The sequence below is a fragment of the Bdellovibrio sp. ZFWA1 genome, from assembly GCF_056175665.1.
In genome coordinates this window covers 708512-728033 of record NZ_JBJKJH010000001.1, presented here as the reverse complement: position 1 = coordinate 728033, position 19522 = coordinate 708512, and the positions used below count along the sequence as shown (strand labels likewise).

Here is a 19522-nt window from a genome sequence, read left to right as displayed (position 1 = left end):
GCGACATCTTTTTATCGACGTCGCTTTTTCATCGCTTTTTTGCCAAATTGAGAAGGCGTGGATGGCTTCTTCCCATCTTTTTTTGCACCACTTCTTTTTTGGTCGCGCTTGTCCTTCTCGAAGTTCTTCTTTCGTTCTTCATTACGATCGGCACGCTTTGTTTTCTTCGAAATCGGATGATCAACGACTTCCTCGTTGACGTATCTGTTTCGTGAAGTCATCGCATGTTGTAGCTTGCGGCTTAAAGCAGGCTTTTCACTTAGTTGTTTTTGAACTTTTGCAAATTCGTCAGGTCCAAGAATCATTTTTAAAACTTCAAGATTTGGTCCGTCTTCCTTGCGGGCCGAGGCCTCATTATTGGAGTCAGGCTTTACGCTGCGACGATCCTGGTTGAAGTCGTTGTCCTCTTGATTATCTAAGGCGGGGCGATGTTTGGCCCCTTGCATTTTTTTGTAATGAGCGCCTTGAGCATCACTTTTTTGCGGCATGCTGGTTGGGGTTCGCTGTCTAAAGTGATTCGGCCCCTTTTTATCTCGTAGTTTTTGCAGGTAGTTGTTGGCCTTAACTTCGTAAATGGAAGGCCCATCATCTTGTTCTTCATCCTCGAAATCATCATTTTTACGACGACTTGGTGTAGTGCTTTTCTTTGGTCCTTCCGATTTTTTAAATGAAAGCTTTGAACTTCTATTTCCACGTTCTTCAAATTTTTCTTTTTTATCAGATGCTGTCCATCCTTCTGGCACAAAATTAATTTGTCCTAAGTCATGGTCGGCGCTTGCGACTTTAATGCGCATCGGATCGCCGATAGTAAATCGGACTCCGCTGCGTTTGCCAAAAAGTGCGAGGTTCTCTTCATCGAACTCGAGTTTTTCTTTTGAAAGATCATCAAGGCGAATTAAACCATCGACATCAAATTCCCTAAGAAGAACGAAAACACCAAATTTGGTCACACTACTGATGATGCCATCAAATTCATCACCGACGTGTTTTTCCATGAAACGAGCTTTTTTAATTGAATGAATTTGTCTTTCAGACTTAGCCGCTCGTTGCTCACAGGCTGATAAATAGGTGCCCGCTGTTAATAGGTCATCTTCAGACATCAGTTGGTAACCTTTGACTCCGACAAGGCATTTTAATAATCGATGCACAATAAGATCAGGATAGCGACGAATTGGCGATGTGAAGTGCGTGTAGAATTCAAAGCCAAGACCAAAGTGGCCAGCATTTTCCATGTGGTATTTTGCTTGGCTCATGGATCTTAAGGTCAAAATGTGTAGGATCTGAGCTTGAGGCTTCCCATCAAATTCGTGGAGTGCCTTGGTGATTCTTTTTTGCAAAATACCACCCTCAAGTTTAGATTTTCCACCAAAGTTGGCTATGTAACGCTCTAACGTTCGGAGGGCCTGTTCATTCGGCGGTTCGTGGATACGATACATCGCCGGGATCTCTTTTTTATGAAAGTGAGTCGCTACAGCGACGTTTGCGGCCAACATCATCTCTTCAATAAGTCTGTGCGCGAATAAACGCTCAGAACGAATGATATCGACAGGGACTCCAGCGCCATCAATAACAAGTTCAGTTTCGGGGATTTCTAGATCCATCGAACCTTCTTTGAATCTTCGGACCATTAATATTTTAGCAAGGTCGCGAAGGCGCAAAATTCCATCAGCGACATGCTGAAACTTATCGATCTTTTGGCCATCAATGATCTCTTGGGCTTCTCCGTACGTCACGCGCGCTTTAGATTCCATGACAGCTTCGTAAAACTCGGAATCCACCATTTCGCCTGTGAAATCAAATTGCATTTCGGCGACCATACAAAGGCGAGGGACATGAGGGTTTAAAGAGCAAAGACCATTTGATAAAATTTCCGGAAGCATTGGTACGACAAAATTGGGGAAGTAGACCGAGGTCCCACGCTCGTAAGCATCTTTATCGATGGCAGTACCAACTTTCACGTAATGGCTAACGTCGGCAATGGCTACGAAAAGCTTAAATCCAGCGTCATTCATTTCGCAGTAGACGGCGTCATCAAAGTCCTTGGCGGTGGCGCCGTCGATAGTAATGAGGTCTAGGTGGCGAATATCTTTGCGACCGGCAAAATCTTTTTCAGTTGGATTTTCTTGAAATTGCTTAGCTTCTTCTAAACAGCTTTTACTGAAAGCCTGGGGAATGTTTTGCCCCATGATAACTCTGCGAATATCGTTCATTGGGTCCATCGAGTCTCCGATGACCTCTACGATTTTGCCTTTAAAACCACCTTTTTCACCTGGATAGCTAAGAATATCGGCAGCAACAAGTTCCTTGTCTTTGGCTTCAAGGCTAAACTCTATCGGAATGCGGAGGTCGTCACCCCAGCCTTTGCCTTCATCGCGAATAAGTCCAAAGTATTCATTTATTTTGTAGAATCGTCCCACAACGCGTTTGAGGCCGCGATCTAAGACCTCTATAATATCGCCGCTAAATCGCTCTCCACCTCGTTCCGGATAGACTTCGACGCTGACTCGGTCGTTAGTCATAACAGATTGCATAGAGTTTCGGGGAATGTAGACATCTGGGTGTTCTGCATTGTCAGGAATGAAGAAGCCGAAGCCATCTGGATGTCGTTTAATGATGCCGTGAAGAATTTTATGCTTAGCCATGCGCAAATGTTAGCATGTAAATCTAGCGACTGGGTACGGAAAATCTGAATAATAAAAAAGGGGCAATCGCAATGGATTGCCCCTTTGGGGTAACAAATTTAACTCAAAACTAGATTAGAAGTGAGCTACTGCACCGATAGTGAATGAAGAAGCAGATTTCTGAGCTTTTGCATCTTTATCAGTGTAAACTTTGTCTTTACCTTGATCCATGCGGTATTCAGCGTAAAGTTTCATGTTGTCGTTAACTGCGAATTTGTCGCCAAGAACAACAGAAGAAACTTCTTTAGTGTTTTGAGTTGTAAGGAACTTAGCTCCGTACATCATTTCATAACGTAGGCCAAGGTTGTGTTTACCCATGCCGTATGTGAAGCGAGCACCAGTTACTTGACCGAACTCTGTCTTAGCGCTTCCAACTTTTTTAGTTGTACCGTCGAAAGTCAAAGCAAACTTCATGTTGTCAAGACCGTAAGAAGCCCACAAAGAAGAAGTTGTAAGCGCTTCTTTGTTAGCATCAGTACCGTTTACGTGACCAGCAAACCAAGTTACGCCAGCAACTGAACCAGTTGCAGAAATTTCAGTCGCTTTGTTTGATGGAGCTTTGTCATACATAGAACCATCTTTAGATGCGTTGTTGTATGAAGAAACAGTTACAGTTGCGATATCAGAAGTGTATTTGGCTCTAACACCTTCGTAGAAACCAGGAACTACGTTGTTGTAAGCTAAAGAGTAAGTGTATTGAGCATTTGCATTTCTATCAATTGCTTCGTAACCAAGAGTAGTTAGCATGCGACCGAAAGAAAGCGAAAGATTTGGCATTACTTTGTATCCAACTTCCAAAGAGTCGAATTGAGCTGCGTATGATTTTACGCCATTGCCAGTTGCTGCAACTGTATCAGCATCAACTTTACGTCCAGTAAAGCGGCCGTTGAAGAATACATCGCCATCTTTAGAGAAAGTTAAAGTTGTGTCGCGAAGAGCGTAAGCTTCGTTTTCAGCACCGTTGATGAAACCAGTGTTGTTTTGTCCTGCACCTGCAGAAAGGCTTTGATAATCAAATGCCACTTCACCATTAACAGTTGCGCCACCAATTTCAACAGCTTGAGCTGAAAGTCCAGCTGATAGAACTGCTGCTGCTACAAAAATATTTTTCATGTTGTACCTCTTTCGTTGTTTAACATGGTGTTTGTATTGAGTTAATGTCGCCACTTTTTTTGGTCGGGGGCAAGAGAAGTCTTATGCGTTCCGTGTAATTTTTAAGATCAAAGTCTAGAATCTTTGTGTTTGAGCATTATAAATGGTGGTTTGTGTATCATAAGCATTTGTTTTAACGCTTGGCGAAACCCAGTGTTGACGAAATTAGGTTTTGAACTCTAGCATTGAGACGTTAGTCAAGGTTTGACAATTATTAACTAAAACTAGGATTCGTTCCCAGTTTTTAACGAAAGGATTCGAAATGAAAAAAGCATTAGCATTCGCAGTTGCGACTCTTGCTACAACTTCAGCTTTTGCAGCTGGAAAATTGATCGTGCGTTCTGACTATGTCAATACGCCAAACTACAAAGACACTACTGGTGCAAATATCGGTGGTACTTCTTTGTTACTTCCACAAGTTTCAAGAATCAATGCAGACACTAAAGTAGGTGATGCAACTGTTGAAGCTCACTTCAACTTGCGTTCATTTGTTTTGGCAACTGAACACGATAAAGATGCTAACAAAGTAATGACAGTTGATAAGTTTGTTGAACGTTTATTTATCTCTAAGCCTTTGGGCGATTTCACTGTAGCGGTTGGTAAACTTTACCTAAATGTGGGTGGTTTCGAAAGAGACCTAGCAGTTGAAGGTGACACTTACCTAACTTCATTGGCTAACAACGGAGCTGGTGGTCGTGCAACTGGTGCTACTTTGACCGGCACAGTTGGTACAGTTGCAATGCCTGAAAATGCATCTGCAGTTGGTGTGGCTTACGGAATGGGTGATCATAAAGTTGAAGTTCAAGTTTCTAACCAAACTAACGCAGGAACTTTGAACGTAGACGTTGGTCAAACTAATTTCTATGCTCCAACTAACCGCCGTCATACTATCGGTGCTTTGGTTGGTGGTTCATTCATGGATAAGACTTTGGCTTACCAAGTTGGTTACACTTCAGGTGCAGCTGACAGACTTGCTGGTGCTGCTGCAGCATTCACTGGTATCGAAGAAAAATTCATGAACCTTGGCGTTCGTTACACTGGCGTTGCTAACCTTCGTCTAGATGTTGAGCACATCAACAACTGGTCTAAGTCAAAAGCTTCTGGTGCAAAAGCAGACTCTACTGTTTCTAACGTAGTTGAAGCTCGTTACGGAATGGGTGCTTACACTCCAGTATTCAAATACGAATCATCTGAAAACAAAGTTTCTGAAGATGCTAACAATGCTAGCTCATTCAAGAGAACTGGCATGGCTTTGGCTGTTGAAATGATGCCAAAAGCTGACGATGCATTCCGCTACCATGTAGCTTATGCTTCAGCTAAAGATGACTACGGTTTGAGCACTAAAAAAGATGTTACTTTCAACCAAATCATGGTTGGTATCAAGTACTCTGGCAACCTTTGGTAGTCAGTAGTTGATTTCAAATCGACAAGCCCCTGAGGAATCAGGGGCTTTTTTTATTTAAGAAGCTGATCTTTTATGGCAGGGATTGTGAGCATTCAGTCTTTCCATTTCAATATGCCGCTCATACCTTTGAAGTTCCGAATGGTAAAAAAATGGGCGGGACGACGTGCCTTTTATGACAGATACAATTTTAAGAATTAAGTACTTCATCAAGACCTCCTATCCTGATTATCGGTCCAGGTCGGATAGTTCTCAATACTTCTTGAGATAGTACTAAATAGTGATACCCAGGTATTCTCCCCCTAGGTCTTTCTAAAAATAAAAAGCCACCCTTTCGGGCGGCCTTCACAAACATGAGAAACGTTTAAATCAGAAAATAATTCTTTAGAAGCTTAGCTCTTCATGGACGTGAAGGCCTGGAATCATATTGCGTTCGTCCATTGCCTTAAAGTCCGAAAGCTTCTTGCGAAGTTCAATTTTCAACTGGCGCATTTTATCAAGATCCGTGTCGTAGTCTTGCATTACTGATTCAGCAACTCCGACAGTCTGTCCGATGGCGCTCATCAGGCCGCGAGAATTTTTTGATTCTGCAAGTTCATCCTGCATTTTGTTCATCTCTTTTAGAATATTTTTAACTTGCTCTGTTTCATTGGCTAGCTCTGCAGCAGCAATTTTTCCTTCGGTGATATCCATTTGGATCCAGTCCTCATTTGCCTCTTGTGCCATTGCTTTTACAGTGCCCAAGGCCATGATAACTGCCATTGCTAATAAAACTTTTTTCTTCATATTTGTTCTCCTGTTTGGTTGTTTAAGGGTTCTATTTTATAAATTAAATTTGAATGCGGACGCGGTAAGATCCAAAGGTAATCACTTCATTGTCATCAAAGTACGATTGATCTGATGTGGACACTTTGGCTTTTGCTCGGACGAAAACTTGGAGGTCCTTTTCGATCTTTCCAGTTTGTTTTGATTTTCCTAAGTGTTTAGCGTCCAAGGTAAATCGAACATTTGAAGACGAATTGTTTTTGATTCCAAGTTGACTTGTAGCAAAAACTTCACCGCTATCATCAACTAAAAGAATCTCAAAATCTCGGTACTGCCTTGTTACTTCAATTTCTTCTCCACTAGAAAAAGAAATTGTCTTGTAGGTGCCGATATCTGGTGTCTGATCGATAATCCAGGTGCCCTCGCTGCATGTTACAAGGGAAACCTTTAGTTCTATCTGAAGTTGGTCGTCATTAATATTTTTGTCCTTTAGCTCAATGACCGCGTGCTTACTTCGAACAAGTTGTTGATCATCGCGGACTGATGGGCAATATGAAACGGCTCCATCTAAGGTTTTAAAGACTTGAACTTCGCCTTGAGCGAAAGACGAAAATGCAAATAAAGAAGCGGTTCCATAGATAAATAATGCTTTTAAATAGAAGTGTTTCTTGTTCATTTCCGACTCCTTGTGGTCTTTTACGCCTGTCGCCTAATGTGATCTCTATGCGAAGGGCATACCAGCCTTGAAGATAAGTGTTTTCAATGGGTTTCCCATTCTGAGATGGCTATTGGCTTTGCAGAGAGCGCGAATTCGCGAGCCGAATTTTTGAAGGTGTCTCAAATAGAGACTACCTATTGTGTTCAAATATAAGTTCTTACCCTCTTGAATATAAATTGAATTTAGTTTTTCTTTAAAACATCGAATAGTAATTATATTCGCATTTACGTTTTACATAGAATCGAGGGAGTATGAGAGTTTTCAAGATCATTTTAATTTTTTGTTGTCTTGCAGGCGCTGGATGTTTAAAGCCGAAGACTGAGGCGGCTGATACTGCTGATGGTTCTTCCTCAGAGCTGACAGGGACATGGTCCGAGACTTGTCGTGACGACGGGGGGACTAAGGTTTCGATGTCATGGACCTTCAGTGGAAGTCAAATGACAGCAACGACGACACTATTTGGTTCAAGTGCAAGTTGTAGTTCTTCCGATAGAACCCAAGGGTTTAAAGCTACTGTCACTGTAGAGGTCGGGAGTGCAAACTCATTTATTACCTCTGCAACAAACATTAAGTTTTCCACGACGAAGCTCGAGTACATAGCCTACAGTCAGGCTGTGGCTGATGATCTTAACTCAACTAGTGAGTGCGGTAGGTCTAATTGGACTCCTAACGTATGGACGGATGTTACTGGTACAAGTTGTAACTCCGCCTTATATCAAATTTATAAAATTGAGGGGGGAAATAAGTTTTATCTAGGCGATACGTCAGGTAGCTATGACGGCAGCTCAGAGGCAAATCGACCTCGTCAATTAAACTCTTACTATCTTTCAAAACAATAAGTTCCAGCGTCGTAGTTAAAAAAAAGGACCAATGCTTCCATTGGTCCTTTTTGCTATTTCAGTCATGCAGACTGACGTAGAGGGCTATTAAGTTTTAACGAATAAATCAGGCGACCTCCCATTCCAACATTGGATCACGTCGATTGTGTTCAGCTTTGATTGAAGATCTACGGCGTAGAATCTTTTTCAAGGCCTCTGTTGTCTCGGCGACAACAGCATGGAAATTTGCTCCAGACTTTCTAACTTTAATAACTCCTCTCGTTCTAGTGGGTTTTAAAATTACTTCGCATTCAAAAGAAGGTTTTCGAGCGTCGGTTCGATGTCTATTCGTGTCCACTCTGACCGTCAGGTGGGCATTTGCATCGTATTTGAAGAAGTTTTCAACCGCTCCTTGAGTCTTCTCTAAAAGAAATTCTTCGAGGTTCTCAGTTCGTGTGATGTCTCTGTAGTAGATATTTGTTTTCATTTATCTACCTCCTTCCTGAAACTAGTATCGTCAAAATGATACAATAAAAAAAATATATAATTTAAATAGAATATATAGTTTAATACTAAGTATTAAGGTCGGGTCTATGTACTGAAGGCAAACGAAATTGATAACTTAGCCGCTTTACAGACCTAAGAGTTGAAGGAAATCTGACATGATGAATTACAATCACTTATATTATTTTTACATTACAGCTAAGGTGGGCGGTGTCAGTAAAGGTGCCGAAGCGTTGCGAATTTCTCAACCCTCGTTGAGTGCGCAATTGAAAACGTTCGAGCGTAGTTTAAATTCATCACTATTTAAAAAATCGGGTCGCAGAATGGTTCTTACCGAGCAAGGACAACGGTTGTTCACTTATGCGACCCGGATGTTTGATATTGCTCAAAGTTTAGAAAGCTCTTTAGGTAAAAGTGAAAAATCAGACGTGCAAAGAATTCGCATCGGAGTGAGTTCGCAAGTGGACAGTCCGTTTATGGCGGATCTGCTAAGTCCACTCTTGCGAGATAAAGGCTTTTCGAGCCGATATATTGTCAGTGTTTCCAGTTCAAATGACGATGAACTGGTCGAAAATTTGAAGAAGCAGCGCTTAGATTTGGTTATCGGTACCAAGCCTCACTATCAAAGCGAAATTGATGAGGTTATGCAGGTTGATTTGCCAGTGCATCTGATGGTTTCAGCGGAACTTGTACGCCGGGATAAAGTGAAGATCACTCCTCGGACCGTGACAGCCTCGTTAGTTCGCCAGGCTCCGTGGGGGTTGGTGCTTGCTTCGGAGCGCAGACGTTTGCGGCACGAGGCTGATGTGTATATGCAAGAAAACAAAATCAAGCAAACTGTTGTGTTTGAATCCGAGCTATTGAGTGTTGTTGCAAGGGCTATTTTAGACTCTGCCGGAGTGGGCTTTCTGCCTTCTGCTTATGTGAACGAAGAGATTCGAAATGGACAGCTTATCCGAGTAGGTCCGAAAGAGGGGCTTTGGAAGCATCGGTTGTATATTTCAGTTCATAAGGACAATAAGATGGCGGACTTTTCAGATGCGGTAGCGGCGACTTTGAAGTTATTGGCTCGGACATAAAAATGCGGCGAAGATAACTTCGCCGCACCCCAGTTAGAAAAAAACACCTGACCCCTTTTATTTGTAGTAGTTTGGCGGGATGAAGTCGGGGGTGAATGGATATTTGTAGGATTTGTAAGAGGCTAGCTTTGGACGGCCGGCGCTGATGTAAGCTTCGTCCCAAAGATGTGCTAGTAGGATCGCTCCGCGAGCCATTTGATCTACAATCATTTTATCCATTTTTTTGAACGCAACACTTGCCGGCTTTCTTTCAGCGGCTGTTTTTAAAGACATTCCTTTTTCTTTTTTCAGTTCGGACTTTTTAATAACAGGATCTACTTTGTAAATCTTTGGAATATCTTTTAATGAAATAATTGAAAGAGCTTTCATCTTTTCAACAGTCGTTGCCGGCTTTAGAAAGCTTGGTGACTTCATTGCTCGAGCCGCTTTTAATACACGATGCTCAAGATCTCCGTCAAATTCGCCGACCACGCTGTCCTCGTAGTAAGCGTGGATGCCGCCGTGGCCAGATTCGTAACCATCATAATCGACAGTCGTGTGAAATGGTTGAGCGATATCGCCAACGAAGTGGCCCATAAGGCCCATATCAACAAGCATTTGAAAACTCGCTTTATTGTACATAAGCTTTTCGTCTTGCTCTTCTTTTGAGTTCGTTGGCTGTGGAGCTGTGGCAAATTCTGTTGCTTGGCCGGCGATGCGTTTCATAAATTGATCGGCTCTCCACCAAGCAGAACCAAACTCTTGAGGCACAGAATAAATCATCGATCCATCATTTTTAAATTTATTGGGTGTTCCTGTAAATTTATCTACAATGCCTTGGTAATCTAAAGGCACATCCTCAACCTTCATACCCAGAAGTTCCAAATCAATAAAGTGTGTCGAGTTTCCTTGCTTTCCGATATCTGGTCCTAGTGACTTCCAATATGTATCTGGAATATTGCAAAGGTGTCCCATCATTTGTGGTTTGTTAACCAAGTATTCACGAAGACCTTTTTCTTTTACTAAAAATACGGCAGTCGCACAGATCGTATCGTGACCACGTCCGCCCCAAGCCCACGCAGTTTGGGTTGTGAATGCAGCTAAGAAAATTGTTAATATGTGTTTTATCATGGAGTCTCCTTTGATTATTGTCCTAAAGCTTTCGGGGCGCGACTTTGACCAAAAAGTCCTGCCAGAGCAATCATGGTCAAGAAGTAAGGTAAAATCTGAATAAACTGAACCGGAATATTTAATCCAAAAATAGGCGAGCCTTGCAGACGGATTTGAAGAGCGTCAGCAAGACCGAAAAATAAACAGGCAAGCACTGTTGGTAGTGGCTTCCATTTTCCAAAGATCAGGGCGGCAAGAGCCATAAATCCTCGGCCCCCTGACATCAGCGGAGAATAAGATGATGAAAGCCAAAGCGACAAGCTGGCTCCGCCGAGCGCCGCAAGGGCACCACTTCCTAAAACTGCGATCCAACGAACAGCGCGCACACTGATTCCGCTGGAAGTTAGGGCTTCGGGATGTTCACCGGCAAACATCAGCCATAGTCCGGAATAAGTGTACTTAAGCCAATAGGCAATGCAGGCAATGGCAAAGATGGCGATTAGAATGGGTTCCCAACTGAATCGAGATTCCATTGGAAGCGCAGGCGTGCTTCCGGTAGAGTCGTAAATGACTTTTGTGATAAAAGGTATCAACCCCATCACCAATAGATTGGAGGCCGTTCCTGTCACAATTTGATTTGATTTAAATTCGATCACGAAGAGTGCATAGATTGCTGATATTACAAAGCCACCGCAAACAGCAGCACCAACACCAAGCCAAGGTGAATGCGTGTGGAAGGCCGTGATGGCTGCGCAAAAAGCCCCGACCAGCATAAAACCTTCAAGAGCGACGTTGACCACTCCCGAGCGCTCGCTCAAAAGTCCCCCAAGGCTTGCAAAGATCAGTGGGATCGCCATGCGGATGCTGGCAGCAATTAAGGTTAGAAGAAATAAGGAACTCATTTAGAACTCCTTTTGAAGGTTTTAAGATACCAGCTCCAAAAGCCTGTTGCGGACACGCCTAATATCACGCAGGCTTGAATGATTTTTGAAAAATCACGGGTGATTGTGGCAGTCTCTAAATCTAAATCAGAAGCGCCTTTGTGAAGGGCGCCCATTAAAAAGCCAGTAAAAATAATTCCGATGGGATTGTTGTTTGCGGCAAGGGCGACGGCTATACCTATGAATCCGTAATCTGGTGAAAAGCCAATACGATACTGACCGGCGCTGCCTACGACTTCGCTTAGGGCAACGAGTCCCGCAAAAGCCCCGCCCGCAATCATGGCAAGAATCTGCCATTTTTTTTGTGAAATTCCTGCGCGTTCGGCAGCCTCGGGATTTTGTCCAACTGCTCGCAATTCGAAGCCCCATGGGGTTTTCCACAGGAATATCCAAAGTAAGACCGCAAAAATAATTGCAAAGACAATGCTGGCGTTGGCGGGGGTGTCAGGAAAAAACCGAGCGATGAGGTCATAATCTTTTAGAAGATAAGAGCTGCCAACCATTGCAGATTCTGGATTCTGAGATTCTGGATTGGGAATGATCTTTAGGGTGAACCAGCTGGCCAGTCCAGCCGCGATAAAGTTCATCATTATGGTATTGATGACTTCATGAGAGCCTCTCACGGCGCGCAGCCAGCCGACAAAGCCTCCCCAGATTGCTGCTGTTAATAAGCCTGCGCTAACAGCGATAAAAGGAGCCAGGGGAAAAGGTATCTGCGGAAATAGGACACCGACTCCTGCCGTGGTGACTGTGGCCATCGTGAGCTGGCCTTCAGCGCCGATGTTGAACAATCCGGCGTGAAAGGCGATAGCAACGCTAAGACCACAAAAAATCAAAGGAGTGGCATAAGAAAGAGTAAGACCAAAATCGTAGTTAGAGCCAAAGGCCGAGCGAATTAAGATTTTTAGAATGTTGAAGGGGTTTTCACCGGCGATCGTTGTCAGAATTAAGGCAAAACATAAGCCAACAGCAAATCCAATCAAGGGACCCAGAAATGTTCTTAGCTGTTTCATGTGAGTCCTCCGCCCATTGCTTTTCCGATAAGAACTTCGTCGAAGTGGTCTTGGGTAAACTCTGCAACAAATCGACCTTTATATAAAACAAGGATGCGATCCGAAAGGTCTAAGAGTTCGTCCAACTCTGATGAAATTAATAAAATACCTGCGCCGCGGTCCCGGGCTTTTCGAAGCTGATCATGAATAAATTCGATAGCGCCAATATCGACTCCGCGAGTGGGTTGGGCCGCTAAGACAAAATCGGGCTGCTCTAGCAGCTCTCGAGCCACCACCAATTTTTGTTGGTTGCCGCCTGATAAGGCTGAAAACTTCATTAAAGGATCGCGCGGTCGAACATCAAATTGCTCCATCGAGTCGCGGGTTAATCGAAGTATTTTACCGAGGTCGTAGAAAAACGATCTAAGGAATTTTTTTGAACGATGGCGTCCAAGTATGAAATTTTCAAAGACCGGGCGGTTGGGGAGGACTCCCAAGCGAAGGCGATCTTCGGGGAAGGCACCAAAATGAAGAACCGCTTGTTTTTTGTTATGACGATCCAGCTTGCGCTTGTAAAGCCAGTCTATGAATTCTTTTTGTCCATTGCCTTCAATTCCAGCAACGCCCACAATTTCTTTACTGTGAATTTTTAAACTCCATTCGGCTTCATTTTCGTCAGCTCGCACATCAAGGCAAATTGATTGGGTGTCTATGGATGTAGAACGTTGGGCGGATTTATGCAAACGTCGTCCAACCATCGCTTCGGCTAGGTTTTCTATTTGGACGTCTTGGGTTTTAAAGTGCGCAACAGTTGTTCCGGCTCGAAGTACAGTGATGTTGTCAGAGATCGCTTTAACTTCTTTCAGCTTGTGCGTGATGATAAGTATTGTTTTTCCCGAGGCCTTCAGTATTTGCAAATTCGAGAAAAGTGCTTGAACCTCTTGTGGGGTTAGCACGGCTGTGGGCTCGTCCAAGATAATAATCTCTGCATCCTGAGAAAGAACTTTTAAAATTTCGACTCGTTGCTGTTCTCCAACGCTCAATTGGTCAACGCTTTTTAGTAGATCTATTTCGAAGTTGTATTTGTTAGCTAAGCTCTGAAGGTGTTTCAGAGCTTGTTTTCTGGGTAGCTTGGAAAACGGACTGCGGGTGCGAGTCTGTAGCAAAATATTATCTAAGGCTGTTATGGGTTCCGCCAACATAAAGTGCTGATGAACCATACCTATGCCTGCAGTCATGGCGTCGGTCGGAGAGTCGAATCTGACTTCTTTGCCGTCTATTTTAAGCACTCCAGAGGATGGTGTGTGCATTCCAAAGAGAATTTTCATTGCAGTCGATTTGCCCGCGCCATTTTCGCCAATAATAGCGTGAATGGTGCCTCGCTCAACTTGGAACGAGCAGTCTTTAAGCGAGACACAATCACCAAATCGTTTTTGAACTGCAATGAACTCTATCACGATTATTTACTCTTGCTGTAATAGTCGGGGACTTGAATTTTGCCAGCGATAATCTGTTTTTTAATATCGTCCGCTTTTTTGCGAATATCTGCGGTAAGAACTTTTTCGTTGTGTTTATCTAGTGTGTAATCGACACCTAAGTTCTTAAGTCCGAATCGCACGCTACCAGGCTGGAAGCTTCCATTCTTGGTCATCTTGATCGTGTCATAAACGGCAACATCAACAGCCTTCATCATAGATGTTAAAACGACTCCGGGTTTCATCCAGTTTTGATTTGAGTCGACACCAATCGCAAAAGCTTTTTTCTCTTCTGCGGCATCGAAGACTCCAGAGCCAGAAGCTCCGGCGGCGACAAAAATGACATCGGCTTTTTGTCCGATCTGAGACAGGGCTAATTCTTTAGCTTTGGCAGGATTGTTCCAAGCTTCACCGGTGACTCCGATGTAGTTGGTTAGAACTTTAATCTTAGGATTCACGTGTTTTGCGCCGGCTTCAAAGCCTAATTGAAATCGACGGATCAATGGAATATCCATGCCGCCGATAAATCCTACGGCATTGTTTTTAGACTTCATTGCTGCGATGGCGCCGACAACGAAAGATCCTTCGTGCTCTTCAAACAACAGTGAGCGCAGGTTTTTTGATTGGATTTCGCCATCAACAAGTGCGAATTTTATATTCGGAAACTGGCTCGAGATTTTCTTCATGGCTTCGGTCTGCGCAAAGCCAACGCCGATAATAAGGTCGAAGCCCTTGCGAGCAAAAGCTCGGTGAAGATTTTCGATGGCGTTGTTGTCCGTTGCCTCAACGTACTTGAGTTCTATGCCGAGTTCCTTTTCGGCTTTGGTGGCACCCATGAAGGCCGCTGAATTGAAGGATTTATCGTCTTTTCCACCTTTATCTAAAACAAGACCTACCTTCAGTGCCCAGGCTGGCTGGATTAAAAAAAGTGAAACAATGAGAGATAACGCGACATGGAGTCTCATGGATGTCTCCTATTTAATGTTCAAACCTAGGGGTTTTAAATTAAGCCTAAGTGTTTGATATTATTAAAAACTTTTATATCCGAGCCTTTTTAGGTTAATCCGAAGATGGCGTCAAGAAATTACATGGATCTTTACAAAACAAAGAAATACTGGATTTTTTGAAAATGAAAGTTTAATATGTCTTAAACATTCAGCCTGGGCGCTGATAAAGGAGCTCAAAATGAATAACACTCTTGGAGCACATCCGATTTTGAATTACGGAATTAGTACAGTCGCGAAGATGTCCGATGAAAATCAAGTAATTTCAACTACTTCTGCGGTTCCTTACGAAACTCTTCACGTTCGTGAAGGGGAAACTATTTTCCAGCAGGGCGACTTGCCACGAGGACTTTATTATGTGTATTCGGGCTGTGTTAAAGTTGTTGTGAACAGAAGTGCTCAGCGGGGACGAACGACAAGTGATGAGTATGTTACAAAGCTTGTCTCTCCGGGGGAGTTCTTTGGTTACAAATCTCTCGTTTCTGGTGGCGGTCAGCGTGCCAGTGCTAAAGCGATCAAGCCCACGACAGTTTGGTTGTATCCGAAAGAGCTTATCATGGCCTCTTTAGCCAATGCCAACCCTGTGGTGAAAATGCTTCTTGAACAGACGGTTCAGGACATCGACGCTTTTGAAAGTACAAGCCAACTACATTATCTAGCGAGTGTTCAAGAGCGTATTGCTTATCAACTAGTAGTCTTAAGCGACAAGTTTGGTATGAAAGCGGCTGATGGCACTCGCTTAAATCTTAAACTGACAAGAAGCGAGTTTGCTCAACTTGCGAGTACGATCAACGAATCATTGTCTCGTCATCTGACTGAGTTTAAAAACGAAGGATTGATCGATTTGAATGGAAAAGAAATTATTATTAAAGACCGCGAAGCTCTAATGAAAAAGTCTGGAAACTTTGGCATTTAATATTTAGAGACGGATTGGGTGCTTTACAAAGACTCCTCGATAGGGCATACGCTCTTCGAGGAGTTTTTTTATGTCTGCGTTTGAGCCTATAGAATTTAGACCCATTGGTTACATTGAGTCTTGTTTCAAAGATAAGTTCGGGACTCCTCGGCAGCCAGGCTTGGCACCATCGGCAAATAGTCGTCTTCAGCTTCGTGCTGACTTGCAACCCGAAGAGGCTTTGCAGGGCCTTGAAGGATTCAGTCATGTTTGGTTGGTTTGGGTGTTTCATCAGAATAAATCAGCCCGCTATCACGCTAAAGTTCATCCGCCACGTTTGGGGGGTGATTCTATGGGGTTATTTGCGACAAGGACGCCTCACCGCCCGAATCCTATCGGGCTGTCGTTGGTTCAGCTGGAAAAAATCGAAAACGGCATTCTATATTTTAAGGGTGCTGATCTTGTTGATGGCACTCCAATATTGGATGTAAAGCCATACCTTCCTTTTGTTGAAAGTGTACCGGATGCGAGGATGGGGTGGGTCGACTCTGCAGAGCGTCTGCAGATTGAGGTTTTGTTTTTAGATTCTGTGCAGGAAAAAATGAAGATCTGGCAGTCTATGAATCCCCAAGTCGATTGTGAAAATTTAGTAAGAGAGACTTTAGCATTAGATCCACGTCCTGTTGTTTACCGAGGTTTCGAGGGGCAGGAAGAGACCCCTTATCGAAATACTCATGCATGTCGCTTACTTAATGCTGATATCCAGTTTCGTTTTACAAGCCCCAACATGGTTGAGGTCTTTGAGTTATTCATAATTTGAATAATGAGTTTCCGTTAGGAGCCTTGATTTTAGGCATTTTCTCGGGGTAGGTTGTCTGAAACCAAATTCCAAATGGGGAGAAATCAAAATGGAAACTCTTGATTCGCGTCCGAACAAAGTGGAAAAGTTAACCAATCGTAAAGTGCCGGTGTTGAGTCTAGCGGCCTATACACAGGGAACTTCAGCCGAGAAAGTCTTATTTATTGATCAGCTTTACTCCGGCTTAAAAGACTACGGTTTTATCATTTTGAAAGATCACCCAGTGAAGCCAGAGCTGTTGGCGCAAGCATACGCAGTTTTGGAAAAATTCTACGCGCAATCAACTGAAGAAAAAACAAAATGGATTTCTCCGACAGCGGGCTTTCAGCGCGGCTACACACCTTTTGGGAAAGAGCACGCTAAAGATTCTCCAGTAATGGATCTGAAAGAGTTTTGGCACGTCGGTCGTGAACTACCCGAAGGGCATGATTTAAAATCGGTGTATCCTGAAAACGTTTGGCCGACAAATATGCCTGAATTTAAAGACGTATTCACAAAGCTTTATGCGGCCTTGGAAGAGGCGGGAGATGTGATGATGGAGGCATTGACTATGCCTCTTGAAGTTGAAAAAGATTTCTTTGCTAAAATGACTAAGGATGGAAACTCGATTCTACGACTTCTTCACTATCCTCCGATTCCTGAGGGAGTCGATCCTCGCTGTGTTCGAGCGGCAGCGCACGAAGACATCAACTTTATCACTCTTTTGCCGGCAGCGACTCAAAGTGGTTTGCAGTTATTGGACCGTGACGGAACTTGGCTCGATATTGAAAGTGATCCAAATACTTTGATCGTCGATGTTGGTGATATGTTGGCCCGCTTGACCAATGATGTTTTGCCTTCAACGACTCACCGAGTGGTGAATCCGGTAACTGGTGGCAATGTAAGTCGCTACTCGATGCCATTCTTTATGCATCCACATCCTAAGGCAATGTTGAACTGCTTGCCATCATGTAAAGGTGCTGGGGAAAAGTATCCGCCGATTTCTTCGCATGATTTCTTAATGCAAAGACTTCGCGAAATTGGATTGATTAAGTAATAAAAAAACCCGCTTTAAACAGCGGGTTTTTTTATTTGTAAATATAAATGCTAATTAAAAAGCCTGATAAGGCTGACTTCTTGTCTAGATGAACAAGGAGATCGACGAATTTTTTGAATCATTTAAAAATGTAGCTGCGCCAGCGACGCGAACTGAAGATAGAAGATCCACTTGAGGGATGTTAAATAAATCGAGTGCCATTTGGCAGGCAATCAGCTCAACTCCATTTTCAAGGCATTCGGTGCGCAGCTCTTCAATTGAGGCGACTCCTTTGTTTTTCGTTTGCTTTTTCATCATTGCGGTCATGACTTGTTCAAAGCCAGGAAGAGAGCTTTGGATGAAGTTTGGAATATTTAAATCTATCTTTTGAATCCACTCTGGACCTAAGGGAAGGTGCATGGGCATAGCGGGATTTCCAAGCGCACTCATGCTGAGCCCGGAAAGATCTTTTTTTAGAAGGTTGATGCCATAAAAAATAAAAAAGATTTTTACTTTCCATCCCATTGCAGCCGCCATCGACGCAAGAATAAAGGGTGGATAGGCCATAACCATCGTTCCCTTAGAGGCAATAATCGACAGCGTCGCTGTATTGTTTTGCAGTTTTTCAAAATAAGCTTCAATCATTTTTGGAATTTCCGATTGAAGCTTGGTTTCGACAATTTCAGAGATCATTTTATGAAGTTCAGGGTTGATAATTTGATTTTCCATAAGTCTCTTTTTCTATTTCTGTAAGTAGAATACGAAGGTGGAGTGTACTTGTTCTATTGCCAAGAGCTTAATTCTTTGTTGGCTGCAAAAGGCTGAGGCCTCCGATACTGGAATAGATATCATTTATTTTAAGAGTTCGAATGCTTGGTGCACCAGCGGCTCCGTCGGGCGATGTAAAAACAGTGTTTGCAGTTTGTGAGGATAGCGAAACTGCGAGTGTTCCACTGCTGGTAATGGGGCCACCAGTCACTGATAAAAAAGACGGAACGGATAGATTGACTGACGTCACCGAACCCGCATTAGGAGTCGCAGAAGTCCAGTTCGTTCCGTCAAAGCGCAGGACTTGTCCGGTAGTGGGAGCAGGTCCTGAAATACCGACACCTTTGATCTTGTCGACAGAGACTGCCGAGTAATTTCCACTGATCTCACCAGCAAAGACTGTTGATGATTGCAGAGCATTTGCAATACGATTGTCATTACCCGTAGCGACCGTTCCCGCCGTTGTTCCGATATTGACAGCGATAGTTTTGGAGGTAGTGCCAGAGACAGTTATGCCTGTGCCAGCAAGGACGTCGGCAATAACTCCAGGTTGGATTTGAGCCTGTTCCTAAAACGTTTATTGATATAAAAGATTTAGCCCCCTAAATTTATCGGTGCTAATAGAAATCCACATAAGTTCGAATCGATCAGAATTGAGACAATAGGATTAAATCCGCATTAAATTTGTAAAGAAATATTAACGAAACACCCTTGAACGTCTTATTTCGCGCCATTTTTGTCACCGTTCTGGAAATATTTCTGAAGTATCGTTAGTGGCTTGAGAAATAAAAACTCACCGAATAGGTTTCAACTGAACATCGGGGGGAACGATGGAATTTTTGAAAAGAATTTTAGCTGTTATTGTCTTTAATGTGGTGGCCGTGGCCTACACCGGACAAACTAATGCGCTCACCGAACGCAGATCTGGGCCGGATTCTAGAATGTATTTTAAGCTTAATCAGATTTCATCGCAGGTTTATGACTATCAACAGTTTTTTAACGAATCCAACCAGACGCTGCGAGTACAGATGGGTCTTGTATTAATTGATGCCGATTCAGCTGTTAAAGAAGAATATCTATCGGTTGTTAAGGCGCCCCTGGGGCAATTGGTTTTTTTGGATTATCCAGAATATCTAGAAGGTTGCGATGAAATTGTACAACAGCAATTTGAATATGCTCCAGGACTTCAGACATATCTTTTGATGCTTACCTTAAAGGGGAGTGAGTGTAGACGTAAGTCCCTATTGCATCATCAAATGCATTTAAGAGTGCGTTTTGACGCTATTCCAGTTTCAAATTCTCAAATTATTCCAGTAGCTCTTGAAGTCTTGTCTTCGCAAAGATAGGATGGCCAAAGCCCACGCT

At 43.2% G+C, this 19522-nt stretch carries 20 protein-coding genes; 8 read left to right on the top strand and 12 right to left on the bottom strand.

The window, feature by feature from the left end:
* Positions 1–11: 11 nt before the first annotated feature.
* On the bottom strand, positions 12–2642 hold the full coding sequence (gene rnr / locus AC04MN_RS03465; RefSeq protein WP_475381795.1) for a ribonuclease R: 2631 nt from the start codon (positions 2640–2642) through the stop codon (positions 12–14).
* Between the two features lie 114 nt (positions 2643–2756).
* Entirely contained in the window at positions 2757–3794 is a 1038-nt protein-coding gene (locus AC04MN_RS03460; RefSeq protein WP_475381794.1) for an outer membrane beta-barrel protein, read from the bottom strand.
* Positions 3795–4095: 301 nt separating this feature from the next.
* On the opposite strand from AC04MN_RS03460, the gene AC04MN_RS03455 reads away from it, so the two are divergent.
* Complete coding sequence (locus AC04MN_RS03455) at positions 4096–5238, top strand: hypothetical protein (protein ID WP_475381793.1); 1143 nt, start codon at positions 4096–4098, stop codon at positions 5236–5238.
* 54 nt (positions 5239–5292) lie between these two features.
* On the opposite strand, the gene AC04MN_RS03450 is transcribed toward AC04MN_RS03455, so the two are convergent.
* The 3 genes from AC04MN_RS03450 to AC04MN_RS03440 form a co-directional block, all read right to left on the bottom strand.
* Positions 5293–5445 carry a hypothetical protein gene (locus AC04MN_RS03450; RefSeq protein WP_475381792.1) on the bottom strand — a complete coding sequence of 51 codons (153 nt, stop codon included), beginning with the start codon at positions 5443–5445 and terminating at the stop codon, positions 5293–5295.
* A gap of 174 nt (positions 5446–5619) precedes the next feature.
* Positions 5620–6021 (bottom strand): hypothetical protein, encoded by a 402-nt coding sequence (locus AC04MN_RS03445; RefSeq protein ID WP_475381791.1) that lies wholly within the window; start codon positions 6019–6021, stop codon positions 5620–5622.
* Between the two features lie 43 nt (positions 6022–6064).
* The gene (locus AC04MN_RS03440; RefSeq protein ID WP_475381790.1) at positions 6065–6676 is read right to left on the bottom strand and encodes a hypothetical protein; all 612 of its coding nucleotides are present in this window, start codon (positions 6674–6676) and stop codon (positions 6065–6067) included.
* 293 nt (positions 6677–6969) lie between these two features.
* Between AC04MN_RS03440 and AC04MN_RS03435 the strand changes: the two genes are divergently transcribed.
* Positions 6970–7557 (top strand): hypothetical protein, encoded by a 588-nt coding sequence (locus tag AC04MN_RS03435; protein WP_475381789.1) that lies wholly within the window; start codon positions 6970–6972, stop codon positions 7555–7557.
* A gap of 106 nt (positions 7558–7663) precedes the next feature.
* Here AC04MN_RS03435 and AC04MN_RS03430 read toward each other — a convergent pair whose 3' ends face one another.
* The gene (locus AC04MN_RS03430) at positions 7664–8023 is read right to left on the bottom strand and encodes an HPF/RaiA family ribosome-associated protein (protein WP_475381788.1); all 360 of its coding nucleotides are present in this window, start codon (positions 8021–8023) and stop codon (positions 7664–7666) included.
* A gap of 175 nt (positions 8024–8198) precedes the next feature.
* On the opposite strand from AC04MN_RS03430, the gene AC04MN_RS03425 reads away from it, so the two are divergent.
* The gene (locus AC04MN_RS03425; protein ID WP_475381787.1) at positions 8199–9119 is read left to right on the top strand and encodes a LysR family transcriptional regulator; all 921 of its coding nucleotides are present in this window, start codon (positions 8199–8201) and stop codon (positions 9117–9119) included.
* Between the two features lie 57 nt (positions 9120–9176).
* Here the strand turns inward: AC04MN_RS03425 and AC04MN_RS03420 are convergent, their stop codons facing one another.
* From AC04MN_RS03420 to AC04MN_RS03400, 5 genes are read right to left on the bottom strand one after another with little or no spacing between them, the layout of a single operon-like run.
* The gene (locus AC04MN_RS03420) at positions 9177–10229 is read right to left on the bottom strand and encodes a hypothetical protein (protein WP_475381786.1); all 1053 of its coding nucleotides are present in this window, start codon (positions 10227–10229) and stop codon (positions 9177–9179) included.
* Between the two features lie 14 nt (positions 10230–10243).
* Entirely contained in the window at positions 10244–11110 is an 867-nt protein-coding gene (locus tag AC04MN_RS03415; protein WP_475381785.1) for an ABC transporter permease, read from the bottom strand.
* A complete protein-coding gene (locus tag AC04MN_RS03410) occupies positions 11107–12162 on the bottom strand; it encodes an ABC transporter permease (RefSeq protein WP_475381784.1) in 1056 nt (351 codons plus the stop codon). Before AC04MN_RS03410 ends, AC04MN_RS03415 begins: the two co-directional genes overlap by 4 nt.
* Positions 12159–13598, bottom strand: coding sequence for an ABC transporter ATP-binding protein (locus AC04MN_RS03405; protein WP_475381783.1), 1440 nt, complete (start codon positions 13596–13598; stop codon positions 12159–12161). The genes AC04MN_RS03410 and AC04MN_RS03405 overlap by 4 nt, the downstream gene beginning before the upstream one ends.
* Positions 13599–13600: 2 nt before the next feature.
* Positions 13601–14581 (bottom strand): BMP family lipoprotein, encoded by a 981-nt coding sequence (locus AC04MN_RS03400; protein ID WP_475381782.1) that lies wholly within the window; start codon positions 14579–14581, stop codon positions 13601–13603.
* Between the two features lie 220 nt (positions 14582–14801).
* On the opposite strand from AC04MN_RS03400, the gene AC04MN_RS03395 reads away from it, so the two are divergent.
* The 3 genes from AC04MN_RS03395 (at position 14802) to AC04MN_RS03385 (ending at position 17410) form a co-directional block, all read left to right on the top strand.
* Positions 14802–15536: a Crp/Fnr family transcriptional regulator gene (locus tag AC04MN_RS03395; RefSeq protein WP_475381781.1), complete on the top strand. Its 735-nt coding sequence runs from the start codon at positions 14802–14804 to the stop codon at positions 15534–15536.
* A gap of 70 nt (positions 15537–15606) precedes the next feature.
* Positions 15607–16335 (top strand): tRNA (N6-threonylcarbamoyladenosine(37)-N6)-methyltransferase TrmO, encoded by a 729-nt coding sequence (gene tsaA / locus AC04MN_RS03390; RefSeq protein ID WP_475381780.1) that lies wholly within the window; start codon positions 15607–15609, stop codon positions 16333–16335.
* Between the two features lie 88 nt (positions 16336–16423).
* Positions 16424–17410: an isopenicillin N synthase family dioxygenase gene (locus AC04MN_RS03385; protein WP_475381779.1), complete on the top strand. Its 987-nt coding sequence runs from the start codon at positions 16424–16426 to the stop codon at positions 17408–17410.
* A gap of 84 nt (positions 17411–17494) precedes the next feature.
* Here the strand turns inward: AC04MN_RS03385 and AC04MN_RS03380 are convergent, their stop codons facing one another.
* On the bottom strand, positions 17495–18118 hold the full coding sequence (locus tag AC04MN_RS03380) for a DsrE/DsrF/DrsH-like family protein (protein ID WP_475381778.1): 624 nt from the start codon (positions 18116–18118) through the stop codon (positions 17495–17497).
* Between the two features lie 140 nt (positions 18119–18258).
* On the opposite strand from AC04MN_RS03380, the gene AC04MN_RS03375 reads away from it, so the two are divergent.
* Positions 18259–18531 (top strand): hypothetical protein, encoded by a 273-nt coding sequence (locus AC04MN_RS03375; RefSeq protein WP_475381777.1) that lies wholly within the window; start codon positions 18259–18261, stop codon positions 18529–18531.
* Positions 18532–18987: 456 nt separating this feature from the next.
* Positions 18988–19503 carry a hypothetical protein gene (locus tag AC04MN_RS03370; RefSeq protein ID WP_475381776.1) on the top strand — a complete coding sequence of 172 codons (516 nt, stop codon included), beginning with the start codon at positions 18988–18990 and terminating at the stop codon, positions 19501–19503.
* Positions 19504–19522: the final 19 nt, after the last annotated feature.

Bases quoted from the DNA above. Each gene is read 5' to 3' on its own strand.
- AC04MN_RS03400 (WP_475381782.1), bottom strand. From the start codon at position 14,581: ATGAGACTCCATGTCGCGTTATCTCTCATTGTTTCACTTTTTTTAATC.
- AC04MN_RS03410 (WP_475381784.1), bottom strand. From the start codon at position 12,162: ATGAAACAGCTAAGAACATTTCTGGGTCCCTTGATTGGATTTGCTGTT.
- AC04MN_RS03435 (WP_475381789.1), top strand. From the start codon at position 6,970: ATGAGAGTTTTCAAGATCATTTTAATTTTTTGTTGTCTTGCAGGCGCT.
- AC04MN_RS03370 (WP_475381776.1), top strand. From the start codon at position 18,988: ATGGAATTTTTGAAAAGAATTTTAGCTGTTATTGTCTTTAATGTGGTG.
- AC04MN_RS03425 (WP_475381787.1), top strand. From the start codon at position 8,199: ATGATGAATTACAATCACTTATATTATTTTTACATTACAGCTAAGGTG.
- AC04MN_RS03385 (WP_475381779.1), top strand. From the start codon at position 16,424: ATGGAAACTCTTGATTCGCGTCCGAACAAAGTGGAAAAGTTAACCAAT.
- AC04MN_RS03430 (WP_475381788.1), bottom strand. From the start codon at position 8,023: ATGAAAACAAATATCTACTACAGAGACATCACACGAACTGAGAACCTC.
- AC04MN_RS03395 (WP_475381781.1), top strand. From the start codon at position 14,802: ATGAATAACACTCTTGGAGCACATCCGATTTTGAATTACGGAATTAGT.
- AC04MN_RS03415 (WP_475381785.1), bottom strand. From the start codon at position 11,110: ATGAGTTCCTTATTTCTTCTAACCTTAATTGCTGCCAGCATCCGCATG.
- AC04MN_RS03450 (WP_475381792.1), bottom strand. From the start codon at position 5,445: ATGAAGTACTTAATTCTTAAAATTGTATCTGTCATAAAAGGCACGTCG.
- AC04MN_RS03460 (WP_475381794.1), bottom strand. From the start codon at position 3,794: ATGAAAAATATTTTTGTAGCAGCAGCAGTTCTATCAGCTGGACTTTCA.
- AC04MN_RS03445 (WP_475381791.1), bottom strand. From the start codon at position 6,021: ATGAAGAAAAAAGTTTTATTAGCAATGGCAGTTATCATGGCCTTGGGC.
- AC04MN_RS03375 (WP_475381777.1), top strand. From the start codon at position 18,259: ATGCTTGGTGCACCAGCGGCTCCGTCGGGCGATGTAAAAACAGTGTTT.
- tsaA (WP_475381780.1), top strand. From the start codon at position 15,607: ATGTCTGCGTTTGAGCCTATAGAATTTAGACCCATTGGTTACATTGAG.
- AC04MN_RS03420 (WP_475381786.1), bottom strand. From the start codon at position 10,229: ATGATAAAACACATATTAACAATTTTCTTAGCTGCATTCACAACCCAA.
- AC04MN_RS03440 (WP_475381790.1), bottom strand. From the start codon at position 6,676: ATGAACAAGAAACACTTCTATTTAAAAGCATTATTTATCTATGGAACC.
- AC04MN_RS03380 (WP_475381778.1), bottom strand. From the start codon at position 18,118: ATGGAAAATCAAATTATCAACCCTGAACTTCATAAAATGATCTCTGAA.
- rnr (WP_475381795.1), bottom strand. From the start codon at position 2,642: ATGGCTAAGCATAAAATTCTTCACGGCATCATTAAACGACATCCAGAT.
- AC04MN_RS03455 (WP_475381793.1), top strand. From the start codon at position 4,096: ATGAAAAAAGCATTAGCATTCGCAGTTGCGACTCTTGCTACAACTTCA.